At 56.6% G+C, this 23,979-nt stretch carries 20 protein-coding genes; 4 read left to right on the top strand and 16 right to left on the bottom strand.

Translation table 11 applies throughout. The features are described from left to right. Positions 1 to 500 precede the first annotated feature (500 nt). Entirely contained in the window at positions 501 to 2,102 is a 1,602-nt protein-coding gene (locus tag LA5095_RS19265) for a Na/Pi cotransporter family protein (RefSeq protein ID WP_055117802.1), read from the top strand. A 21-nt stretch (positions 2,103 to 2,123) separates the two neighbouring features. Here the strand turns inward: LA5095_RS19265 and LA5095_RS19260 are convergent, their stop codons facing one another. From LA5095_RS19260 to LA5095_RS19220, 9 genes are all read right to left on the bottom strand, one after another. Further along, a complete protein-coding gene (locus LA5095_RS19260; protein WP_055117800.1) occupies positions 2,124 to 4,235 on the bottom strand; it encodes a PP2C family protein-serine/threonine phosphatase in 2,112 nt (703 codons plus the stop codon). Beyond that, positions 4,232 to 5,149 (bottom strand): substrate-binding periplasmic protein, encoded by a 918-nt coding sequence (locus LA5095_RS19255; protein ID WP_055117797.1) that lies wholly within the window; start codon positions 5,147 to 5,149, stop codon positions 4,232 to 4,234. The genes LA5095_RS19260 and LA5095_RS19255 overlap by 4 nt, the downstream gene beginning before the upstream one ends. 30 nt (positions 5,150 to 5,179) lie before the next feature. Further along, positions 5,180 to 5,944, bottom strand: a complete 765-nt coding sequence (locus LA5095_RS19250) for a substrate-binding periplasmic protein (RefSeq protein WP_055117795.1) — start codon at positions 5,942 to 5,944, stop codon at positions 5,180 to 5,182. A gap of 224 nt (positions 5,945 to 6,168) precedes the next feature. After that, positions 6,169 to 6,537: an STAS domain-containing protein gene (locus LA5095_RS19245; protein WP_144436056.1), complete on the bottom strand. Its 369-nt coding sequence runs from the start codon at positions 6,535 to 6,537 to the stop codon at positions 6,169 to 6,171. 23 nt (positions 6,538 to 6,560) lie between these two features. Beyond that, a complete protein-coding gene (locus LA5095_RS19240) occupies positions 6,561 to 6,992 on the bottom strand; it encodes an ATP-binding protein (RefSeq protein WP_144436055.1) in 432 nt (143 codons plus the stop codon). A gap of 282 nt (positions 6,993 to 7,274) precedes the next feature. Then, positions 7,275 to 7,853 carry a thymidine kinase gene (locus LA5095_RS19235; protein WP_055117791.1) on the bottom strand — a complete coding sequence of 193 codons (579 nt, stop codon included), beginning with the start codon at positions 7,851 to 7,853 and terminating at the stop codon, positions 7,275 to 7,277. 95 nt (positions 7,854 to 7,948) lie between these two features. Next, complete coding sequence (locus LA5095_RS19230; protein ID WP_055117789.1) at positions 7,949 to 9,058, bottom strand: endonuclease/exonuclease/phosphatase family protein; 1,110 nt, start codon at positions 9,056 to 9,058, stop codon at positions 7,949 to 7,951. A gap of 91 nt (positions 9,059 to 9,149) precedes the next feature. Then, positions 9,150 to 11,129 carry an excinuclease ABC subunit UvrC gene (uvrC, locus tag LA5095_RS19225; RefSeq protein WP_055118079.1) on the bottom strand — a complete coding sequence of 660 codons (1,980 nt, stop codon included), beginning with the start codon at positions 11,127 to 11,129 and terminating at the stop codon, positions 9,150 to 9,152. An 80-nt stretch (positions 11,130 to 11,209) separates the two neighbouring features. After that, the gene (locus LA5095_RS19220) at positions 11,210 to 12,235 is read right to left on the bottom strand and encodes a calcium/sodium antiporter (RefSeq protein WP_055117788.1); all 1,026 of its coding nucleotides are present in this window, start codon (positions 12,233 to 12,235) and stop codon (positions 11,210 to 11,212) included. 347 nt (positions 12,236 to 12,582) lie between these two features. Here LA5095_RS19220 and LA5095_RS19215 point away from each other — a divergent pair, with 347 nt between their 5' ends. From LA5095_RS19215 to LA5095_RS19205, 3 genes are all read left to right on the top strand, one after another. Next, a complete protein-coding gene (locus LA5095_RS19215; protein ID WP_055117786.1) occupies positions 12,583 to 13,251 on the top strand; it encodes an outer membrane protein in 669 nt (222 codons plus the stop codon). Between the two features lie 182 nt (positions 13,252 to 13,433). Beyond that, the gene (locus LA5095_RS19210) at positions 13,434 to 14,936 is read left to right on the top strand and encodes an efflux RND transporter periplasmic adaptor subunit (protein WP_055117784.1); all 1,503 of its coding nucleotides are present in this window, start codon (positions 13,434 to 13,436) and stop codon (positions 14,934 to 14,936) included. Between the two features lie 49 nt (positions 14,937 to 14,985). Continuing rightward, positions 14,986 to 18,174, top strand: a complete 3,189-nt coding sequence (locus LA5095_RS19205) for an efflux RND transporter permease subunit (RefSeq protein WP_055117782.1) — start codon at positions 14,986 to 14,988, stop codon at positions 18,172 to 18,174. Positions 18,175 to 18,243: 69 nt separating this feature from the next. Here the strand turns inward: LA5095_RS19205 and LA5095_RS19200 are convergent, their stop codons facing one another. From LA5095_RS19200 to LA5095_RS19170, 7 genes are all read right to left on the bottom strand, one after another. Continuing rightward, positions 18,244 to 18,891, bottom strand: a complete 648-nt coding sequence (locus LA5095_RS19200) for a glutathione S-transferase N-terminal domain-containing protein (protein WP_055117780.1) — start codon at positions 18,889 to 18,891, stop codon at positions 18,244 to 18,246. Positions 18,892 to 18,956: 65 nt separating this feature from the next. Next, a complete protein-coding gene (locus LA5095_RS19195) occupies positions 18,957 to 19,664 on the bottom strand; it encodes a ribonuclease T2 family protein (RefSeq protein WP_235814785.1) in 708 nt (235 codons plus the stop codon). Beyond that, positions 19,624 to 20,070 carry a hypothetical protein gene (locus tag LA5095_RS19190; RefSeq protein WP_208992760.1) on the bottom strand — a complete coding sequence of 149 codons (447 nt, stop codon included), beginning with the start codon at positions 20,068 to 20,070 and terminating at the stop codon, positions 19,624 to 19,626. Before LA5095_RS19190 ends, LA5095_RS19195 begins: the two co-directional genes overlap by 41 nt. A gap of 97 nt (positions 20,071 to 20,167) precedes the next feature. After that, positions 20,168 to 21,016, bottom strand: a complete 849-nt coding sequence (locus LA5095_RS19185; RefSeq protein ID WP_055117776.1) for a 23S rRNA (adenine(2030)-N(6))-methyltransferase RlmJ — start codon at positions 21,014 to 21,016, stop codon at positions 20,168 to 20,170. A 25-nt stretch (positions 21,017 to 21,041) separates the two neighbouring features. Then, positions 21,042 to 21,551: a GNAT family N-acetyltransferase gene (locus LA5095_RS19180; RefSeq protein WP_055118077.1), complete on the bottom strand. Its 510-nt coding sequence runs from the start codon at positions 21,549 to 21,551 to the stop codon at positions 21,042 to 21,044. Between the two features lie 147 nt (positions 21,552 to 21,698). Continuing rightward, complete coding sequence (locus LA5095_RS33465) at positions 21,699 to 22,598, bottom strand: cold-shock protein (RefSeq protein WP_055117774.1); 900 nt, start codon at positions 22,596 to 22,598, stop codon at positions 21,699 to 21,701. Between the two features lie 214 nt (positions 22,599 to 22,812). After that, on the bottom strand, positions 22,813 to 23,910 hold the full coding sequence (locus LA5095_RS19170; protein ID WP_055117772.1) for a DUF1176 domain-containing protein: 1,098 nt from the start codon (positions 23,908 to 23,910) through the stop codon (positions 22,813 to 22,815). Between the last annotated feature and the right edge of the window lie 69 nt (positions 23,911 to 23,979).

Here is a 23,979-nt window from a genome sequence, read left to right as displayed (position 1 = left end):
TCGCCGCCCGGCCTTGGAACACCACTGCACCAGCAAGGCGCGTGCCGTTTGTCTCTTTGTAGGGGGCGAAGAAGTGGGCATCAAGGCGCTTTTCGGTCCCCAGTGGTCGGAGGCAAATTCGAAGGTCAAATGGAGGCGTGTGATTTGGACGAACGCCCCCGAACAGGATCGGATCATGACAGAGACGACGCTTTCATGACCCTGTCAGAGTGCGTGGCGCCGCACTTCCCGACCGAATTGTGATTGAAGCCCTGACGTTGCGAATGCCAAGTTGCGAAAAGGCTCGATGCCGAACAGCGAGCGCCGAAGCAAGTATTCATTGATGGGTTTCGAGTGATCGACAAGGCTGGGCTTCCCGCAGGTTCTCCAGCCCTTGAAACCGCTTTCATCGAGCGAAGTTTCCTTCTAGTATCCGTTCTCATCGGGTCAGCATCGAACAAAAAACGTTCGCTCCAGACAAGAATGTGGCTCGATTTCGTCCCAGGGAGGCGACAATAAGTTTGTTTGTTTTGTTGAGCGGCATAGTCGGCGGACTTGGCCTGTTTTTCGCTGGCGTCTGGCTGCTGACTGAAAATCTCAAACGTTTCGCCGGGCGCAGATTAAGGCGCGCCATTGTCGGGTGGACCCGGCATCCCCTGATCGCCTTCAGCTGGGGTGCTCTTGCCGGTGGCATTGCACAAAGCATGTCGGTTCTTGTCTTTGTCCTTGTCGGGATGCTCACTGCAGGACTTCTGACAATAAGATCGACCTTGCCGATTATCGCGGGAGCGAATGTCGGGGCATCGGTGCTGGTGTTGCTGGCGACGCTCAACATGAAGCTGGTGATGCTGTTCGTGATAGGGGCAACCGGTTTTGCGATCGCAAACGAACGGCTGTCGCGCTGGCAACCTCTGATCGCGGCGCTGTTCGGCCTCGGAATTCTGTTTCTTGGCATTGCGACGCTGCAGGAAAGCGCCGTGCCGCTGGTCCAGCAACCCTGGGCTGCGCAGGTTCTTGAACGCGTCAAGGACTCCTTTTTGCTGGTATTTGTGGCTGCGGCCGGGTTGACGTTTCTGGCGCAGACCTCCACTGCGATCAGTATTCTGGCAATTGCCCTTGCGGGGGCAGGTGTCTTTAGTGTCGAGCAAACGATCATGGCGATCTACGGATCCAATTTCGGCAGCTCGATCAACACGCTGGCACTGTCATGGAACCTGCGCGGCAGACCCATGCAAATCGCCATGTTTCAAGTCCTGTTCAACATCATTCCCTGTCTTGTGCTTGTTCCATTGTTTTACATTGAAAGAAGCACCGATCTCTTTCTGGTGAAGGGTATCATGGGCCTGTTTCCTGGCGGCCTGGAACAGCAAATGGCCTATGTTTATCTGCTGTTCAACCTGACCGGTGCAGTGATCGTCTTCGCTCTGAATTCTCCACTCAGCCGTCTTGGGGAATGGCTTTTTCCGGCGACTGCATCTGAAGACAATTCCCGGCTTCATTACATTCACGACCAGGCACTTGTTGATCCGGAGACCGCATTGGACCTGGTCGACCTGGAACAAAATCGGTTGGTCAAGTTTTTTACCAAATATTTCGAACATCTCAGGGACGACGACAAGAACGGCGGTTCGGAACTGACGGCACTCCACAATTCGTTTCAGGCTCTGGCGAAAGAAATAGACGGATTTCTGGATGAGTTCGGCGAAACCGATCATGATCACGAATTGTATGACCGGTTGAATGCGGCGCTGAACCGGCAAAGACTTCTGCTGGGCGTGGAAGACACGCTTCATCAGCTTGCCCAGGCGATCCGTTCCGGCCCGGGGCTCGGGTCCATGAACCGGTTCAACCAGAATGTTATCGAAGCGCTTGACACGGTCGTGCTAACGCTCGAAGGGGCCGTTGTTGATGGTCGTCCATCGGATCAAAAACGGCTGGGAAAGATCGCGGGTGACCGGGGTGATTCCATGCAGCGCATTCGAAGCGCCTATTTGACAGCCGATGATCATCTGAATGCGGAATCCAAATTGAACCTTCTCAAGGTTACCAACCTGTGCCAGCGGTTTTTCATGCTTCTGAGTGAATTTACACAAGAAGACAACAAGGACCGTGAGGTTGGCTGATGCTCCATCGTTCAAAAGGCTCTAGTTGAGCTGTTCGGGATGCCATCTCAAGGCGAACAGTGTCACATCGTCATACTGGTCTGTTGCGCCGACAAATTCAGACACGTTCTCACGAAGGGAAGTGATGATCTCCCTGGGCGAGTCCGCATGGGCTTCCCTGAGATGCGCGCGAAGTTTTTCCTGCGAGAAAAAGACACCTTCGGCGTTCATGGCTTCCGGGATGCCGTCTGAATACAGGAAAACCATGTCGCCTTCCTTGAGCTGCCGGGTAACGTCGCGATAGGCACTGTTGCGTTCGACACCCAGCGGAATGCCCGGGCGCCGGTCCGATACCGGATCGATCACCCCACCCTTGCTGATGAGGTAAGGGGTGATGTGGCCAGCGTTTGAACACTTCAAAACTCCGGTCTTCACGTCAAGGAAGCCGAGAAACAAGGTCACAAACATTCGGGCCTTGTTGTTTTGGCACAGTTCCTTGTTGACCGAGGCCATGATGTTCAATGCATCGGGAACCTGACCGGTGGTCTCGCGCCATTGGTTGACCGCGTATCTGATGAGGCTGCGTGTTCTTGCCATGAAGAGTGCAGCCGATGTGCCTTTGTCGGACACATCTCCGACAACAAAGCAGATTGTGTCGTCATCGGCGTAGAAGAAATCATAAAGATCGCCTCCGACCTCTCGAGCCGGTTCCATGATCGCATAGATGTCCACCGGCTGAGTTGACGAAAGAGGAGGGAACACGCTTGGAACCATGCTCAACTGAAGCTCTCGGGCAGTGGCTAGCTCACGCTCCAGGCGGCTCAGGTTGGTGACAAGCTCGTCCTGCGTGGACTGGAGTGCCAGCATTGCCTGGTCGATTTCCTGGTTCCGTTTTCCAAGCAGGCTGTTAGCGTGCTCCAGTTCCTGCGTTCTTTGGTCGAGAAGGCGGAAGACAGAGGAAAGTTCGCCGACCTCATCCTGGCTGTCGATTTCCTCGAAATCGGTGTGACCGTTGGTGTCGAACGCTTCTGCCGGTGTCGGTTGGCCGGACTCCAGCGCCGGGGACGAGACCGCAGGATCCAGGCGGCTGGACGCGAACTTATGAGCCCTGGCGGTCAATTCACGGATCGGTGCAGTCAGCCGTCCGGAAAAGAAGAACAGGCTCACGCCACCGGCAAAGATTGCGACAACACCGCAAATCACCGAAATGAGCACGAGCTTTGTAACTGGCTCAAACACGTCGCGCGTTGCGGCGACTCCGATCATCATCAGGGGCGTATCGGCAAGTGCGCGATGGTCGACGACGATAGACTCATATTCTTCGCCAGAGCGCGCCGGAAACCCCTGGAATTTTTGCGCTTGCATAAATTCGATGCTTTCCGGCCCCTCGATGTTTCGGTTCGGAGGAACCCAGAGCGACCGGCCTGCGGACGACCTCTCTTCGACCGCCAGCGTGAGAAAGCCATTGGTGCCAGCCTTGATCTGACCGAAAAGGTCTTCCTGAACCGTGTCGAGATCGAGCAAAAGAACGATGTGGGCATTTTCTTTCGGGCCGGCTTCATCCAGAAGTGGCCGTTTCATTACAATTGCCCGATCTTCGGCGCCGTCATTGCTTGCCAGTCTGATGACCGACAGGCCTTCCGCGGGAGCGGCGAGCAATTGTGACAGGTTTGCAGAAGCGGGCGTCGCCGTATCTGTCGAAAGATCGTCGCTGGCGTGTTGTGCAAATACGACAGTCCCGTCCTTGACGAGCACGACATTGCGAATCCAGGGTTTGTTCGAAACATGAGTCTCGAAATAGTCGTTCAATCCAAGCGCGAAAATTGCGGCCAGAGCCGGATCGTTGGCAACCGAGTGAACCAGAGGCTCAGTCGACCAGAGCACGAGATTGGCCTCGTTTGTCTCCAGAAAGCTTGAAAGAATGAGCGTACTCTGATCAAGAAGTTGCGATAGCTGATTGCTGGATTCCTTTTCCAGCAGGTCTGCCGCGCTTCTGGCGAGAACGAAAGTGAGCAGGCTTACAATGATCAGAACGATGACAACCGTACCACCAATCAGCTTGGTTCTGATTGAGCGGTTGACCAGACCCCCGGTTTTCAGGCCGGAATTTCGCCGGTTCAGATCGATCTGTTCCTGTGAGCTCGTGGTCGTCATCTCGGCAATTGACTCAGTGAATTGAGGAGATTTTCAAACCGGGTCAGCGAGACGCCGAAATGGTCTTCCCAAATTCTGTTGTAGGTCGAGGTGTTGCTTGACTTCTGCTCGGCAAAATAGGTCTCGATCGTCTTCTGAAGTGCCTTGTCCGATTTGCTGACGCCCCAACCTATCTGCTCGTCTTCACCTACCGGGAAGGCGACCGCAGCATTGTTCAGTGTGTGGCGGATGGACCAGATTGCAGCGTTTGCGTCCGTGAGCACAAAATCGATCTTGTTGTCATCAAGGGACTGAAAGACCTCTTCGGAACTGAGGAGCTCAACCAGGATCGGGTTGTCAGAGAATTTTCCCTCGTTTTGAGCCTGTATCCAGCTGTGAAACGAGGTGTCTTTTTCGGCCGCAGTGGATTTTCCAGCCAGGTCTGCGGGCATCTTGAAGTCTTCCTGTCGCCCCTTGTCGACGATCACCATCATCCTGCTGTTAAAAAGCGGAACGATATCCATCATGCGCAATCGCCAGTCCGTGATCGTGAGATGACTGGGATAGATGTCACATGTACCGTTTTCCAAAAGCCGGGGTGTTGAATCGGATGCCCGGTCTGTAATGCCTCTTTGGTCATGAAACTGTTCGTCCCAGCCAATGGTGACGAACTTGACCTTCATGTTTTCGCCCAGTGAAGCCGCGAACGCCCTGGCTTCTTCGACAACCGGACCGCTCAACTTGCAATCAGTCCTGCAGACTGGAGGTTCGGCGGAAGCGATCGAGGGATGAATTGGCGCGACGCAAAACCTGATTTCGCCACTCTCAATGATGTCGTTCAATGGGCGGGCATGCAGGGTATCGGACATTGACGCCACCAGGATCAACGCCAGGACGACGCCTGTCTGGAGACTATATCGAACGCGTGCGAACACTGTTTGTCTCCCCCGTTTCAGAAATTCGGGTTACCTGATCCCATGACTGATCAATCGAAGATACTTGGCATAGGATAGACCGGTATAATCCTTGAACAACTGATCCAGTGCAGATCCCTTGGAGACCTGCTGGATTTCGATGAATTCGGTTACTTTTCCAAGCAGTTCGGTGTGGTCCTTGTGAAGTGCCCAGTTGTTCATCCTTTCCGGGCCGATCGGAAAGACAGCAACAGAATTTTTCGCCTCGTTCCGGCCGTACCAAAGGGCGGAGTCGGCTCCTATCACGGTATAGTCCACTTCGCCGACCTCGACCGCATCAATGCCTTCACCGTAGTTCTGAACGAAGCTGTATTGTGTCGGGTTGCCGGAAAAATCAGTGGAGTTCATCTGATCCAGTGCAGTGTGCTGGGTTGAGTTTTCGATGACCGCACCGACTTTTCCAGCCAATGAACTCAAGTCTCCAAACTCTTCCGCACGGTCCTTGTGAATAACGATAACGTATCGTCCCGGCCAGACTGCGGGCATTGCAAGTTTCTTTTGCCGCCAGGCGCGCTCGGCCATGAAGGACGTGTAAAGATCACACGTTCCTGAAGACATGAGGGCAGGGGTGTAGCTCTCGTCGCGAAGTGTGACACCATCCTCATTGTGAAACTGCTGGTCCCATTTCAGCACACGAAAGGACGGTTCGAGCTGCGGATCGAGAAACTCTGCGAAGGCGAGCGAAAGGTTCTTGACGGGGCCTTCAAAAGCGCACTCGTTTCCAAGGCAATCGGAAGGATTTACTTTGCCGACCATTGGTCCCCAAACAACTACGCAAAATCTTATTTCACCAGATTCCAATATCTCGTCGAGCGGACGCGCGTAAGTAGAGGTGGTAAGTGCTATCAGCGAAATAAATGCAACGATCTTCATGGCTAAAAATGAAGATATTACTATTAATTTATTGACAAGCATTTTCCCCTCCCGTGGAATTGGTGTCAATTCTTCTCTTTTATTTATCTATATGCTTCTTCTTTTACTTACATGGAAGCATTATGTTGCCGGGATGATACCGCGGCATCAATGTTTTCATGAATAACGAATACATCAATCATGCCCCCCATTTCGAACAGTTCCTTCATGTCGGGGCTGACATTGCAAAGCGTTAGAGCACCGCCTTTTTCTTCTGCTTCGTCGGTCGTGATCAACATTGCGCGGAAGCCGGCGCTGGTCAGATAGGACAGGTCTTTCAGATCGAGGATCATGGTCGGACCGCGTTCGGCAATGACCTGGGTGAGATATTCTGTAAGTTTCGTTGCGTTGCTGCTATCGATTCGGCCTTCGATCGATGCAATGCAAGTATTTTCCTGAACTACAAGATTAACTTTTAAATTGTCCGCAATATCCATGTCTTCCGCACCCTGGGCCAATCTTACTGAAGTGGACTGGTTGTTTTTGAAAGTGTCAAATAATTCCGGCCGTTCTTACGGTCATATTCAATGTTGTCGACCAGTTTCTTGAGCATGATTATCCCACGCCCGCCATACTTCTTTCTGCTGTCTCCCGGCGCAGGAAGCACGGTTCTGATCTGGCTGATATCAAATGGTTGCCCATCATCAATGATCTGAATTTTAAGTTGATCGGGCAAGACGGCAATTTTGACCAGAGCTTCGTGCTCGCCCCCCTCCGGCCACGCATATTTGACAATGTTGCTCAAAGCCTCGTCCAGGGCGATCTGGACTTGCATTACCGCCTTGCAGGGAAGCGTGAATCGTGTGCCGATATCGTCGAGAGTGGTGCTTACGGTTCCCATCTCCGACAGATCGTTTCTCACACTAATTTCGAATACTCGTTCGCTTTCCAATGCGGCTGCCGACTAGGTTTGATCGTTTATCTTCAGCTGTATTATCAACATAATGCATATCTGCTAACCGATTGCCAACAACAGCTGGCAGACTGCCAGATTGATGAAGGACCGGATTGCGTTCCACTTTGTTACAGGTGCGCGGCGCCAACAGACGGACCGGCGAAACGGTGCGAGTTAGCGCAGAAAGCGGTCCTGATACTTTTCGGAGAGGTCCTTTTCAGGATCCGGGATCACTGCGGCACCTGGTGACAGCCGGAACTCGCCCAATTTCGGTAGATGTCACGCCAGTTCCCTGCGACTCCAGTGGTTCCGGCAGAGCGACACATAGGTTTCATTGCCACCAATAACGACCTGATCGCCTTCTTCGAGGATCCGGCCATTGCCGTCGAGCCGGGCAACCATGGTGGCTTTGCGGCCGCACCAGCAGATCGTCTTGATTTCCTTGAGATTGTCGGCAAGAGCGAGCAATGCCGCGCTGCCGGGGAACAGTTTTCCCTGGAAATCTGTGCGCAGCCCGAAGCACATGACGGGAATGCGCAGCTTGTCTGCGACGTTTGCCAATTGCCAGACCTGGCCCTCCGTCAGGAACTGGGCCTCGTCGACAAAAACAGCGTCGACCGGCGTGGTCTGGTGCGTTGCTTTCACGTGATCGAACACGTCGTCCTGGGCTGTAAAGATATCGGCATCTGCTGCCAGACCGATGCGGGAGGCTATTCTGCCCTTGCCGCCGCGGTCGTCAAAAGCTGCGATGAGGAGGAGCGCATTCATTCCGCGTTCCTCATAATTGTAGGCTGCCTGCAAAAGCACGGTCGTCTTGCCGGCGTTCATGGAAGAGTAGTTGAAGTAAAGCTTGGCCATTCTAACTGTCATGGAATCGGTGTCGGTCAACACGCAGTCTTCCGAATCCGGGCCGCAGGCTCAAACACTTTCAGGATTAAGTCACAGCCAATGTTTCAATTATTGCCCGGAGACGGCAATTCAAGTTCGACGATGAGCGGCAAGTGATCTGATCCGATGTCCGGACCGGTCGATACGTTGAGCACCTTGACGCCTTCGGAAACCGCAAACTGGTCCACCGGCGAACCGAGAATCCAGTGCAGCCGGTAGTCGAAAAAAAACCTGGTTGTCCGCGGCCAACCACCTGGATAGGCAGTCTTCAGGCCATTTTGCGACAACGTTTGCTGAAAGCGCGCGGACCAGGGCGCGCTGTTCCAGTCGCCGATCACGACGAGCGGATCGTCGCTGCTTTGCTGCAGTTCCTGAATGACATTGTCGGCTTCATCGAAGTATCGGCGCTTGTTTTGCCAACGGACAAGGCTCCTCGGACTGTCCGGATGGACCGCAAGGAGCTTCAGGTCGCGCGCGCCTGTGTCCAGGCTGACCTGCAGCAATTCCCGGTCCGGGTCATGAATGACACTTGCAGTGTCATGAAGTTCGCCCAGAACAATCGTTGAATTCTCCAGCCGGATCGGGAAGTTCGAATAAATCACCAGGCTGCCTGATGCTCCGACCTCGACATGATCCGGATATCCATTTTCACCCAGTCCGCCGATGGGGTGCTCAAGGCGTTCCCAGCGACGTTCCTGGAGCCACCACAAGGCTTCCTGTATGACGAGAATGTCCGGCTGTTGCCTTTCCATAAAGGCGGTCAGTCTCTTGTCACCGAGAAACATCCGCTCGGTGTTGATGGAAATGACCTTGATCACCTTTTCACCGGTCGCAGGTGTCTCGATCCTTGCGGTGTTCTCCAGAGTGCGGGCCGCTGTCAAACCCACCAGGGACAGGAAAGAGACAACAGCCAGGATCCAGACAGTCCGGTAGATCAGGCGCAGCCTGTGCCACATCAGCAATCCAAGAGTTCCGGCAAGACAGCCGAGCAGTCCTGCGACCAGAAACTGCCGCAGGAAGAAGCTCATGTTGTCCGCGAACCAGTAGTCTGGTGCGGCAAAGGCAGACAGGCCGAGAATGCAGAATGTCAGCGCACCGAGCGAGCCGCACCAGCAGACGAGCGACGCGAATGTGGGAAAGAACTGTCTGAGGGGCCGGGTGACAAAGGAGAGCATGCATCAAATCGGATTTGAGGAATTGGCCCTGCCATAGCACAGTTTTTCCACCATGTGTGCACGCGTAAACAATCCGCTGCCGACATTCGCTTCATTCGTGAAAGTGATCGTAAACCAGCCTTGCAATGGCTTCGGAAATGCCAGGAACAGCGGCCAGGTCATCGATCCCGGCCTTGGAAACGGCCTTCGCAGTGCCGAAGTGGCGCAAAAGCGCCTTTTTCCGGGTCGGGCCGATGCCGGCAATTTCGTCCAGCGGGTTCTTTACGATGTCCTTCTTGCGCCGCGCCCTGTGACTGCCGATGGCGAACCGGTGCGCTTCGTCGCGCAGCCGCTGGACGAAATAAAGCACGGGATCCCGTTCCGGCAGCATGAAGGATTGTTTTCCGGGAATAAAGAATTTTTCGCGGCCCGCATCCCGGTCGGGGCCTTTTGCGATGCCGACAAGAGGGACATCGGTAATACCAAGATCTTCAAGTGTCTCCCTCGCCGCGGTCAGTTGTCCCTGACCGCCGTCGATCAGAACCAGATCGGGCCAGGCAGGAATGTCAGAAGTTATATCCGCGCCGTTTTCTTCGTTGCCGGCTGTGTCACCTTCAGGGTCCACCGGCGAGGCTTCGGGCTTTTCCTCACGGGCATGTTCCTTGAGCAGGCGTGAAAAGCGACGGTTCAGAACCTCGCGCATCATGCCGTAGTCATCCCCGGGGACGAGATCTTCGGACTTGATGTTGAACTTGCGGTATTGCCCCTTGGCGAAGCCTTCGACACCGGCAACGATCATGCCGCCGACAGCATTCGTCCCCATGATGTGCGAGTTGTCGTAAACCTCGATCCGGCGCGGTTGCGCGGTCAGGTCGAAGGCCTCGGCAACACCCTTGAGAAGACGCGCCTGGCTGGAGGTTTCTGCGAGACGGCGGCCGAGCGCTTCGCGCGCATTCGTCAAGGCGTGTTCGACCAGTTCCTTCTTTTCACCACGTCTTGGAACCGATACATCGACCTTGCGACCGGTGCGTTCCGTGAGCGCTTCGGAAAGAAGGTCCTGTTCCGCCAGATCATGTGACAGCAGGATCAGCTTCGGCGCGGGTTTGTCGTCATAGAACTGGGCGAGGAAACTCTCCAGGATTTCCGGCTCGTCGAGCGATTTGTCGGCCTTTGGAAAATAGGCCCGGTTTCCCCAGTTCTGGCCTGTGCGGAAGAAAAAGACCTGCACGCAGGTCTGGCCACCTTCCTGATGGATTGCGAATACGTCCGCTTCCTGAACCGATTGCGGATTGATGCCCTGATGTGCCTGCACATGGGACAGGGCCGACAGTCGGTCACGGTAAATGGCGGCGCGCTCGAATTCGAGATCGGCAGAGGCGGCCTCCATCTGCTGGGCCAGTTGCTTTTTGATCAGCTGGCTGCGACCGGACAGGAAGGCCTTGGCTTCCGAAACCAGGCCAGCATAATCTTCCTGGCCGATTTCGCCCGTGCAGGGTCCGGCGCATCGCTTGATCTGATACTGCAGACAGGGCCGGGACCGGTTTTCGTAGTAACTGTCCGAGCAGGTGCGGATCAGGAAGGCCTTCTGAAGCGCGTTGATGGTTCTGTCCACTGCGCCTGCGGATGCGAATGGACCGAAATAGTCTCCTTTTCGCTTCCTGGCGCCGCGATGCTTGACGATTGCTGCGGACTGGTGATCGCCCGTGACCAGAATATAGGGAAACGACTTGTCGTCCCTGAGCAGGACGTTGAACCGCGGGCGCAGCCTCTTGATGAGATTGGCTTCCAGCAGAAGCGCTTCCGATTCCGTCTGGGTGACAACGAACTCCATCGCAGCCGTCGACAGGATCATGCGCATGATGCGATTTGACTGTCCCTGCAGCCGCGTATAGCTCGTGACCCGCTTTTTGAGGCTTCGCGCCTTGCCTACGTAGAGCACCTCGCCGTTCTCGTCCAACATCCGGTAGACACCGGGCCCATTGGGCAGGCGTCTGACTTCGCTGGCGATAACGTCAACACCCTTTTTGGCGCTGGGCGTTTTTTCTTCGTTACCGTTTCCGGCTGCTTTTCGGGAATCGGATGTGTCTTGCATGAAAGACATTTAAGCGCACAGACCAGTTTGGGGAAGAGGCTGGGCCGTGCCGGGTTTGTTACAGTGGCCACATCCTGCCGTCAGCTGACATTTCCGAGCATATAGACGGTTGTGATGTAGAACGCGTAGGCGGCTGTCATGGCCAGTCCTGAAATCTTGTTCAGGCAGATCCGGTAGGCCGCGAGGAATGCCAGAAGAACAGCACAGGCCAGCATTACCCAGACGTCCAGTTTGAGCACTTCCGGCGGTACGTCTATCGGAACCACAACGGCCGTGATGCCGATAATCGCGAGCAGATTGAAGATGTTCGAACCGATCACGTTGCCGATGGCGACCGCGCCGTGCTGACGGATGGCAGCCATCACTGTCGTCGCCAATTCGGGAAGCGACGTACCAAGGGCGATGACCGTCAGGCCAATGACGGCTTCGCTGACGCCCCAGTGCATTGCAATGTCCGTGGCTCCGGTAATTGTGAAATGGGCGCCGAGCGGCAGGCCGACGAGGCCAAGAACAATGTAGACAAGCGCGATCCAGACAGAATCGGGAACATCCTCGACATCGTCGAGAGCATCTTCAGTGCCCAGATCCGCATCCACACCTGTGTCGGCGACGGCTGCGCCGGCGGAAGCCGCTGCAATCTTCTTCTGCGCCTTGCGGTGCCGCTGGGCAGTTATTGTGGACGCGGCCAGAAACATTGCGAGCAGACACAACAGAGCCACACCGTCCATCAGGCCGATCGGCGTGAAAAAGCAAATTCCGATGAAGACAACAGTGACTGCTACCATGAACAGGGCGTTGCGTGTTGCGCCGGCTTCGCCGCAGGGCGTGGCTGCAATCAGTGCCGGCAATCCCAGAACCAGCAGGACATTGGCGATATTGGAGCCGACCACGTTCCCGATCGCGATGCCGCCGGCATCTTCGAGCGCCGCCTTGAGAGAAATGACAAGCTCGGGAGCGGACGTTCCGAACGCCACGATCGTCAAACCGATCACCAGGTTGGGGATTCCAAGTCGCTGCGCAATGCCCACAGAGCCCCTGACCAAGACATCGCCGGCAATAATCAGCACAACCAATCCGCCTGCGAGGCTAATATAGTCAAACAGCATCTATGAATTCCGGTTCGGGTTTTTTGCGGCCTGCGCGCATGGTTGTCGGAGGGAGCACGCAAATCAGTTGGGCGCCTTATACGCAATAGATTGGTATGGGGAAACCCAAGGACAAGCATCTTTGCACCGGCACTGTTGCAAATTGCATTTGTCTTAACGGCAAGTTCACCTTGACAGATTGTTGCCTGCTTTCGTCATCAAAACTCCCAAATCTCATTCCTGATCCGCCACAAACGGTCCCCATATGTCCGTATTGGGGGAGTGAGGGCGCGACGAAACCGTCCTTCTTAATCGGCCAAAGAATTTGGCCAACTCAGTATGGATACAGTGGATCTGGAGTATCATTCATGAAACGTCTTGCGATCGCAGGCCTGGCAGTGACTGCCGCAACAGCCGGAAATGCTCCGGTGTGGGCTGCGGACTTGCCCCAGGCGCCGGCTCCGGCCTATGAGGCGGTTCCGGCTCAGCAGCAGAGCATCGACTGGACCGGTCTCTATATCGGTGGCAACCTTGGTTGGGCTTTCGGAAATTTCGACAATCGCGCCGGTGGAACCAAGCTGGATACCGATACAAATGGTATCGCCGGTGGTCTTTACACCGGTTACAACTTCCAGGTCACGCCGAACATCGTGGTCGGTGCCGAAGCGGATTTCTCGCTGTCGGATCTTGAAGACACGAAATCTGCCGGCGGGGTGACGCTCACCTCCAAGTCGAACTGGAATTCGAACGTCCGGGCACGTATCGGCTACGCCTTCGACCGGTACCTGGTCTACGGTGCCGGCGGTCTTGCGCTTGCGGATCTTGAAGTTTCCGGCAATGGCGACAAGGACAGCAAAACGGCAGTCGGCTGGACCCTTGGTGCCGGCGGTGAAGCGGCGATCACCAACAATGTCACCGCGCGTCTTGAATATGCCTACCAGGATTTCGGTGATCAGGATTTCAACCTGAACGGAACCGGTGTGACTTCGGACTTCAGCAATCAGCTCGTCCGCTTTGGTGTCGGCTACAAATTCTGACATCAAACACAAACGGCTTCAAAAAGACCGGTCCCGAAAGGGGCCGGTTTTTTGTTACACCTGGATACAAGCTTTTCTGAAAATTGCCTTACATCCATGGTAAAACATGAACTTAGCGCTACATGCGGTGTCAGGTCGGAGTGATGCAGCTGACAGGCGCGACCGTTCGAGTGGAGAGGCATATGCGGTTTTTGATGCGCGGACTTGTCGGTCTGGCATTGATGGCAATCATGGTTGGATTCGCCGGATTCGGCGCCTACAGGCTGTATGGCGCGATGACGGCGGAAGAAACCGCGCGCCAGCGGCCGGCGCGCGAACGCAGCTACACGGTCAATGTTGCTGAATTGGCTCCGCAATCGATCAGCCCGATAACCACTGCATATGGCCAGATCGAAAGTTGGCGGACGCTCCAGCTCAGGGCGAGTTCCGAGGGGCGGCTGGTGGACGTCGCCAGCAAATTCCGCGACGGCGCTGCGGTTGCCGAAGGTGAGCTGCTGCTTCGTATCGATCCGGCAAATGCCGAATTCCAGTTTCTGGATGCGGAGGCCGCACTTGCAGACGCGGACGCACAAAAGGCCGAGGCTGAAGAAGCGATTGTGGTCGCTGAACAGGAACTTGAAGCCGCGGGCCGTCAGCTTGATCTTCGCCGCCAGGCCCGTGAGCGTCAGTTGCAGCTCCGCGACAAGGGCTATTCAACCGCAGTTCAGGTCGAAACAGAAGAACTCGCCGTAGCCTCGCTGGAACAGGCCCTGAACAACCGTCTACAATCCGTAATTACCGCCAGAAAGCGCATCGAACGCATGGATCTGACCGTTCAGCGTGCGCAGCTCGCCCTGGAAGATGCCGAGCGTGTACTGAATGAGACCACGCTGACAGCGCCGTTCTATGGATACCTGGCGGAAGTCGATGCGACTTTGGGGCGCCGTGTCAGTCCGTCGGAAACCCTGGCCCTGTTGATCGATCCGTCGGCGCTCGAGGTCAGATTCTCCTTGTCCACGGCGGAATTTTCACGCTTGCTGGATGACAGCGGCAAACTGATCAAGGCACCTGTTGCCGTCACGCTTCAGCTTGGAGGCAGGTCTGTCGAAGTGCCCGGTCATATCGATCGTGCTGCTGCGATCGTAACGGAAGGCGAAGCGGGCAGAACGCTTTTTGCAACGCTCGATATTGAAGTTGGAACGGTGCTGCGACCGGGTGATTTCGTCAAGGTCGATGTCGAGGAGCCGGAACTTTCCCAGATTGCAGTTGTTCCAGCAGCTGCCGTGACTGAGGACGGGCGGATCCTGATCGTAAGTGACGGAGATCGTATCGACGAGATTCGCGCCCGTGTGCTGCGGCGCATGAAGAACGAAGTCCTGTTGGCTGATGTACCCTTCGGCACCGACTATGTTCGCGAACGTCTTCCGCAACTCGGCAAAGGTCTGAAAGTCACACCACGACGCGTCGATGATGCCGGGACGGAAAACTCTGTGCCCGTTGCAGCACAGGTGCCACAGGCAACGTCGAGGCCTCCGGGAGATCTGATTGCGCTGGAACCGGAGCGGCGCGCTGCACTGATCGAGCAACTGAACAGTTCAAACATGCCCGAGAACCGGAAAGCGCGCCTGCTGGCGCTCCTGAACGAGCCGATGGTCCCCAAGGATCTCATTGACCGGCTCGAGCAGGGACGCGGCCGCAAGGGCTAGAACACGTCTGAAACGGCACGTGCGAATGTGCCGCAAATGGAGTGAATGAATGCGTTCTCCCGGCGGACCGCGATTTGCGTCTTTCCTGGACTACATGGTGCGTCACCGTACGGCGGCGAACCTGCTTCTGGCGCTGATGCTGATTGCAGGACTTGCCGCAGGCACACAGATCAGAACGCAATTTTTTCCTGATTTTGTCCGCGAGGAAGTCGATGTAGATGTCTCCTGGCCGGGGGCCGGGCCCGATGATCTCGATCGCTCAGTTGTCGAGATTCTTGGCCCGCAGTTGCTGGCGATCAATGGTGTTGACGAAGCGACGTCCGTCTCGCGCGAAGGCAGAGCTTCCATAAATCTGGAATTTGAAGACGGCTGGGACATGGGTCAGGCAACTGACGAGGTGAAGGCTGCTGTTGATCAGGCTCGCTCGAGCCTTCCGGATGGAATTGAGGAACCGGTCGTCAGCCGGGGCGTGTACCGTGATCGTGTCACCGATGTCGTCATCTATGGTCCGGTCGATATCGACCAGTTGGCCCGGTTTGCCGAAGATCTCCAGACAGTGCTGTTTCGCGGTGGCGTAACCCGGGTCTCGATTCAGGGACTTGCGAATCCGATCATCCGGATCAATGTCGGCGAAAGCATGCTGGTGCGACATGATCTGTCACTTCGCGAAATTGCGGATGTCGTTTCGGCGGAAATGGAGACGACGCCGGCCGGTGATGTCAGCGGCAGCGGTGCCCGTCTTAGAACCGGGCAGACGCGCAGGTCTGAACAGGAACTTGGCGAAATTGTTCTGAAAGCGCCCAGTCAGGGTGAGAAACTTCAACTGCGCACCGTCGCTGACATTGTTACGGAAGGTGTGGAGAGCGGCAGAGCCTACTACCACAAGGGCGTGCCCGCCGTCGTTTTGAGGGTGGACCGCAGTGCGCAGGGCGACACCATCTCGATCCAGCGGGACGTTGAAAGGATCACCGCTTCGTTTCAGGAGACATTGCCTGAGGGCGTTGTCGTTCAGCTGACGCGAACACGGTCCCAGAACATCATCGACAGGATGAACATATTGATCGAGAACGGCCTGTTCGGCCTGAGTCTCGTTCTGGCATTCCTGTTCCTGTTTCTTTCTGCGCGCACCGCGTTCTGGGTCGCCGCCGGTATTCCGGTGGCCATGATGGCGACGATCGGCCTGATGTATGCCTTCGGATTGACCCTCAACATGGTGTCTGTCTTTGCGCTCATCATCTGCCTCGGCATTGTGGTCGACGATGCGATTGTGGTCGGCGAACACGCGGATTCGCTCCATCGCCGCGGATATCCTCCGGCAGAAGCCGCCAGTCTTGCCGCACGCCGCATGACGGCACCCGTTTTCAGCGCCTCGATCACGACCCTGATTGCCTTTATCGGCCTGATCGCCATCGGAGGACGTTTCGGAACCCTCATCGCGGACATACCCTTCACCGTTGCCGTTGTTCTGATTGCGAGCCTTGTGGAATGTTTCCTGATCCTGCCGGCACACATGAACCACGCCTTGTCAGCCAGCAAGAAACAGCGCTGGTACGACCTGCCAAACCGGGTTTTCAATCGTGGCTTCGTCTGGTTCCGCGAGCACCTGTTCCGCCGGTTCATCAACTGGATCATCACGGTCAGGTATCCGGTTCTCGGTTTCAGTGTCATGATCCTGCTGCTTTCGCTGACCCTCTTCATGGACGGCAGCGTGCGCTGGCGGTTCTTCAACGCCCCCGAACGCTCGGTCGTTTCCGCCAGCATCGCGATGATGCCCGGCGCCGAGCGGGACGACACGAAAGACATGATCGCTGAGCTCGAGCGGGCGCTGGACGTCGTCAATACGCGTTACAGCGAGGAGTATGGGGAAGAAGCCGTCCTGTTCGCCCTGTCGACAGTTGGAGGAACCGCCGGACGCGGATTGAGAGGGGCGGACAGCAAGGATGTCGATCAACTCGGCGGTATTTCCATCGAATTGATCGATCCTGATCTCAGGCCGTACTCGGCATTTCAGTTCATTGGCGATTGGCGAAAGGAGATCAACCGGCCGCCGCTTCTGGAAACACTGGCCCTGCGCGGTGAGCGATCCGGGCCGGGTGGAGATGCCATTGATGTCCGGCTCTATGGAACCTCGACGGAAAACCTCAAGACCGCTGCTGAAAGCCTGAAGCAGGCGCTTGCTCCGCTTGATGGCGTAAGTGCGCTTGAAGACACGCTTGCCTACGACAAACCGGAACTAAGCCTGACGTTGACGCCGAAAGGCGAAGCGCTCGGATTCACGACAGACGATGTTGCCCGCATCCTTCGCAACCGTCTGGAAGGCATTGAGGTTGCTGAATTCCCGGTTGGCCGCCGAACGGCCAAGGTGAAGGTCCTGATGCCGGACGAGGAAACGGACGCCTCATTCCTGTATACGACCCGCATCCGGACAGATGCCGGTACCCACGTGTCGCTGAGCGAAATCGTTCAGGTCGACAGCAGTTACGGCTTTGCTTCCGTCAGGCGCAGCGACGGATTGCGCACGCTGTCCGTAAGCGGAGATGTGTCGGAAGATGATCCGGAAGCGGCGTCCCGGGTAACAAGTCTCCTGGAAAATGAACTGCTTCCTCAGCTGGCTGCCGAATTTGATGTTGAGAGCGAGATGAGCGGTCTGGCGGAACAGGAAAAATCCTTCCTCTCCGACGCAATGATCGGCTTCGCACTCTGCCTCGCCGGCATCTATCTGACGCTATGCTGGATTTTTGAATCCTGGACGCGTCCATTGATGATCATGGTCATCATCCCTTTCGGGTCCATCGGAATGCTGTGGGGGCACTATATTCATGGTGTTCCGCTGTCGATGTTCTCGGTCGTCGGCTTTATCGGCATGTCCGGTATCATCATCAACGACAGCATCGTTCTGGTCACGACCATTGATGAATATGCCAGAAATCACTCGTTCCGGCAGGCGTTGGTAAATGGGGTCTGCGACCGTCTGCGGGCGGTTGTTCTGACGACGGCAACGACGGTATTCGGTCTGGCGCCGCTGTTGTTTGAGACCAGCCGTCAGGCCCAGTTCCTGAAGCCGACGGTGATCACCCTGTCCTATGGACTGGGTGTCGGCTTGTTCCTGGTGATCCTGCTGGTGCCAGCGCTGCTTGCGTTGCAAAGAGACTTCGGCCAGTCGGTTTCGAGCGGACGCCGTCTGCTGAAGGCGAAAGGACGCCGTGCGCTGCCGGGTGGCCCGGCCAAGACTTCATAGGTCCCTGAGTGAAAGGACAGGCAACGGGCAGCGACCGTCGTACCGACATGCCGCCGCATTTTGCACGTCTTATTTAAGTTCAACTGCAGCATCGTCGGGAAGCAGTGCTGCCGGTTGTCTTGTATCTGCGTAGGCCGGCACCGCGACTTCGAAAGCAGCCAGCCACCTGACAAGCCCGGGATGATCCCGGCGCCAACCGTCACCAAAGCGCAAATCCAGATAACCGAGTGCGCAGGCAAGCGTCAGACCGGCGGCATCCACGTCTTTCGCCGAAGCAGGCTCTGGCGGGGTGTTCTGTTCGAAATAAGCGAGACCGCGCACGACCTTTTCGCTCTGGTAGGCGTCCCAGGCGGGATCCCGAAATCCCGGTTGCTTGAAGCGCTTTTCATAAACGCGCAGCAGGGCGGCATCCATGATGCCGTCAGCCAGGGCCTGGTCCCGGAGAACTGCAAATCGCGCCTCGCCGGCAGGAAAGAGCTTGTTGCCACCCGCCAGGAAATCGAGATATTCGAGAATGACGGCGCTGTCATAAAGCACGTCACCATTTTCAAGGACAAGCGCCGGGATTTTACCGAGCGGATTTTGCCCCCTCAGACTGTCTGCAGGATCAGCTGTATTGGCCTCTACGATTTCGATCCTGTCCTTGAGGCCCAGCATCGCCATGGCGAGTTTTACCTTGCGGCCAAAAGGGGAGGGTGGCGACGAGCGAAGTTTCATTGTTATGTATCCTTCTGATGCCTGAACAGGGTTGAGGGATCTTTGCGCGTGGCAGTCCGCTTTGATCAACGGCTCAGAGGCGGCGGTACGGAGAGGCTTTTTGCGCGACAGCCGGACCGGTCAACACCCGCACAAGACCGGAATTCGAGATCCTTGGTTAGGCAGATACGTATCTCGTCCAGTTCACCTTTGGAACAGGTGACGGCCATCGCATTGTTTCGCAAGCCGGGATTTGCCAGTCGAAAGGCTTTTTCGACCGTTTCCGGCGAGGCCTTGCCACGTTTGTCCAGCCTGGAAAAGGCCCCGGGGATAGCCACTTTTTCATATGCTTGCCGGGTCAGATCGAAATACTCGTCAGGTGTCAGACCTGAACAGGTGCCATGTTTGCGCCACTGGTGGAACACGAGCCCGTGGCTGGGCATGATGTCTTCCATTGTGACGGCGATACTTTTGTCGATCCGTTTCGGCCCCGCGCAGGAATGCGGATATCCGCGCTCATACTGCGGCCAAAGTCCATGCACCACAAAGCGGAACGGATTGCGCGCATCACATTGGTAGGGGTTCGCGTCATCGCCTTCCTGTCTGCAATAGGTCGGCGACCAGGACAACGACAACACATAGAAATCGAATTCACCGGGCTGATCCGCCGAGGCGGGAAGTGGCAGCAGCATCGTCAGGAGAAATGCCGAAATCAACCTTATGCAGCCTGAAGACGTCATCTCTCCGGAAGCTTCAATGCGGCCGGGCCGTACTGCAATGTGCGCCGTAGACATGCCATTTGTCGAGCGGTGCAAGGCATGTCTCGACATTCCAGCTCACGCCGACGAAGCCGGCGTTTTCTTCAATCAGGTAGTGCAAGTGCTGCAGTGAACCATCAGACAAGCTGGCTTCACCGGTGCAATAGCGCCTGGCGAGCGGACTGACACCATTGACGTGATAGGCGACTTCCCGAATTTCATTGATACCGAGTATCGTCCTGCCACCGTAGTAGTCTTTTTTCGCTCTGGCGACAGAGCCCGCGACGGCGCTCTGGACCGAGGAAGCCGTGCAGTCAGGCAATCGCTTTTTGCCACTTAGTGACCAGTAGGCGCGATTCTCATCTGCAACAGACGGCACCACAAAAGCTGTGCAGACAGCGAGTGCGGACAAAATCAGAAGGGCGAAACGGGCGAAATGCACGGCAAAATCTCCGAAAGGCAATCTTTGCGACAGACGATGGGGGAGTGGAGCCGGAAGGTCAAGAACCAGATCCGGCAAAAACGACCTTGAACGAGAGTTATTCGCCAATCAGTTGCGTGATGTCCCACCCTGTTCCCGGTCCTTGCCGCAATATGTCGCAATACCAGGGCAGGATCCGACTCATTTCATCTGCGAGCGTGAAGGGCGGATTGATGAGTGTCATTCCGGAACCCAGCATTCTCGTGTCCGGTCCGCTTTTGCCGACGCTCAGTTCAAGGGACAGGACATCACGCATTTCCGCGTCACCAAACGCCTCGTGCATGCGTCTGATCGCTCTGGTGTCTTTCAGGGGATACCAGAGAGCGTATGTGCCGGTCGTCCATTTTTTCCACGCTTTCAAAACAGCGCCTGTCATCCGGTCGAATTCGTCGGTGACTTCATATGCCGGGTCGATGAACACGAAACCGCGCTTTTCCTTCGGCGGTAGAAAACTGCCCATCGCCAGCCAGCCGTCAAGGTGAATGGTCTTGACCTGAAAATCTGCGGAAAACAGACCTGAAAGGATTTCAAAATCCTGCGGATGCAGCTCCGTCAGTGTCAGCCTGTCGTTCGTGCGCATGAGATGACGGGAAAGGTCAGGTGAACCCGGATAGGTCCGAAGGTCCCCGTCCGGGTTGAGGCTGCGAACGACGTCCAGCCAGGGAGAAAGCAGTTCGGCGACCTGGAGGGGAATATCCGCGTTCAGGATTTTTCCGATCCCTTGCTGCCATTCTCCCGTTTTGCGGGTTTCTTCTGACGTGAGGTCGTATCGGCCAATTCCGGCATGCGTATCGAGGATCCGGAATGCCTTGTCCTTGCGCTGGAAATAGACGATCAGACGTGCAAGTACGGTGTGCTTCAGCACATCACCGATGTTTCCTGCGTGATAGGCATGCCGATAATTCATCTGGTATTCCCTATGCCGGGCTGGATCAGGGTGCAGGTTCGGGCGCGCGTTTCAGGTAGACGACAGACTTGTCACCATTGTTGGCCCTGCCGATTTCTTCAAAGCCCAGGTTCTTGTGAAAACGCAGCGACCCCGGATTGGGAGGGCGTTCGTTGACTTCGCATACAAAGGAGCGTCCTGATCCGGCAAGGAGTTTGAAGAGAGCCGCGTATAGACGATCACCAATGTTCAAGCCGCGCTGGTGTTCGTCAACCACGATACGATCCGTGTAGGCAAAGCTTGTCAGACGTTCGCAGAGCCAGAGATAGTTGGGGCTTTCATATCCCTTGCCGTCCGCGATGCACAGAAGCAGTCCGGCCGGTGCCTCGTCCACTTCGGCGACCAGGCAAACAAGCGCCTGATTGACAAGATCGAGCAATTCTTCCGCCGTTAATTCGTTTACTGCAGGTACAGCGGCGTTGTTCATCAGCAACAAGGTGCTCAGGTCACCCGGTTCGTACGGGCGGATTTTTGCGGGTGACTTTGTAGCGGACATCAAATGGTACCTGAACTTGGGCGGACCCGCCTTATAGGTGGAGCAAGCGCCCATGAAAAGGTACGGTTCGTGTCACTTGAAAAAGAAAGGGCGCAGACAAGCTGCGCCCAATGTTCCGGTCAGTGCCGTCAAAAGGCAAAGACCCACTTATTCCTGTTCGGGTGCGTCTTCCTCAGGCGCTGCTTCGACACTTTCCTCGGGTGCAGCTTCGCTACCTTCCTCGACGACCTGCAGGTTCACGGCCTTTGGGCCCTTGCCCCGGCGATCCGGTTCAGTCTCGAAGGAAATGCGCTGGCCGCTATCGAGTGTCGTGAGGCCGGAGCGTTCGACAGCCGAAATGTGTACGAACACGTCTGCGTCGCCTTCATCCGGCGTGATAAATCCAAAACCCTTGTCGGTTTTGAAGAACTTCACAGTTCCGCTCTGGCGCGGACCTCGCTCTACAGGCGGTCCATCTCTGCGAGGAGGACGGCCTTGCCGGAAACCGTCGCCTTCGCCGCCTTCACGGTTGCCGTAGGCTCCGCGGCCAGCGCCGCCACCGCCGCCGTAGCCACCGTCCCGACCGCCGCCATATCCGCCACGACCGCCACCGCCGCCATAGCCGCCGCCTTCTCGGTTGCCGTATCCACCGCGTCCACCACCGCCGTAGCCGCCGCCTTCGCGTCCACCGCCACCGCCGCCGTAACCGCCTTCGCGTCCACCGCCGCCGCCATAGCCGCCTTCGCGCCCACCACCGCCGCCGTAGCCGCCTTCGCGCCCACCGCCGCCGCCGTAACCGCCTTCGCGTCCACCACCGCCGCCGTAGCCGCCTTCGCGTCCACCGCCGCCACCGTAACCACCGTCACGGCCGCCGCCGTATCCACTGTCTCTGTTGTCGCGGCCGTAGCCGCCACCAAAATCATTGTCGCGTCCGCCCCGGTAGCCACCATCCCGGCCCCCACCGAAGTCGCTTCCGCCAAAATCACTGCCGAAGTCTTGCGGACCGCCAAACTCGCGCTTGCCGCCGCGCCGACCACGCGACCGCCGGTCCGAATCGCCATCGTGCATTACAGAATCACCTTAATTACTGTGCCCCTCCGGCACAAATCAGCCAATCTCACCCGCCTTCACAGTCGAGTCACCTCAGGCAGGCGCACTCAGTGCGCCCGATCAACATTCTGGGGTCAGGCTGAAGCATTCTTGCCGCATCCCTCACCAGCCGCTGCGGCTCCATCATAAGGGCGAGAGGCATGAAATCGCAAGAAATTCCTTGGCGGAAGCTTTATTCGGGCTTGTTTTTTAGAGGCCAAGTACTTGACCAATTGGACAAGTCCGGCTCCGTGCCATCACAGGTTTTTCGTGTGGCTTCCTCCAACAGAACAAGACCCGTACCGTTCCAGACCCAGCGGTTCCAGAGACCGCACTCGCCGACGCCGGATCCCTTGAAGTAGCTTACAAGTTGCTGGTCGGCCGGAATCCATCTTGCGTTATAGATCAGATCGGACGCGATCGGACCCTTGTCGGACATCCTTGAGACATGGATCTGACGGGCTGCTCCATCCTTGCCGGAAAGAATGGCTACGTAGGGGCTGTTGTAGGGCGTTGGTGCGCCGCAGGGGACGATGTAAAGCGATGCGTTCTCGGCGAGCGGGACACGAACGGCATTCAGGCTTGCAAATATTGTCGGATCGATCGCTGAGCAAAGACGGTTTGCCGACCAGATGGCGGCGACTTCAGGAGGAAGCTGGTCCGCGCTCAGGATCGGAAGTGCATGAGGAGCATCTTTGGCAGGGTCCGTTCCGGGCGCGACTATCGCGGCAAGTGTTCCGGTTCGGTCCTGCCGGTTGTCGAGCCAGAGCAGGCTTGCCTTGAGACCCTGTAGCGGAACAGGCACGGACGTCGGATCCGTGCCATCGCCAGCAGCCAGGTGAATCGTAAGGATCTTGCCCTTTTGCATCGCTTCCAGAAGCGTAACGGAGGCGGGGCCCGCGGGATACCAGAAGCCTTCACCGCCAAGCGGGCGGAAGCCGGCAGGCGGGGTAATGGCAGATTGCATCTCGCGCAGTTGCTCGATCGGCAATTCTTCAATCGCGGCTCCGTCCACATCAAAGCGGAGCGTTCCTTCCTGAGGCAGTTCGGTGTTCGTTGTCAGGCGGATCAGCGGCTGGGCTTCCGCCTGCCAGTCCCGGACGATACGCAGATCCACCCAGACCGATTGGCTTCGGGTGAATGACGATGCAAAGCATGCCCCCGTATTTCCGCAGTCGACCGTCCATCCCTCAAAACTCGGCGCAACCCGTCCCGGTTGCGCCGTGCTTCCGGTCGCGGTCATCAACGCGGTCGCGGCAGTGATCAGGAAAGTCAGCAGTCTTAGCGTCATTATGTCCGGTTACCCGATTTTGATTGCCGTTTTCTCATGGGCTTATACATCTTGTACGAAATGCGCGCG

This window comes from Roseibium album (assembly GCF_001404515.1).
GTDB classification, from domain to species: Bacteria; Pseudomonadota; Alphaproteobacteria; order Rhizobiales; family Stappiaceae; genus Roseibium; species Roseibium album.
This window is presented reverse-complemented; position numbering and strand designations above follow the sequence as displayed.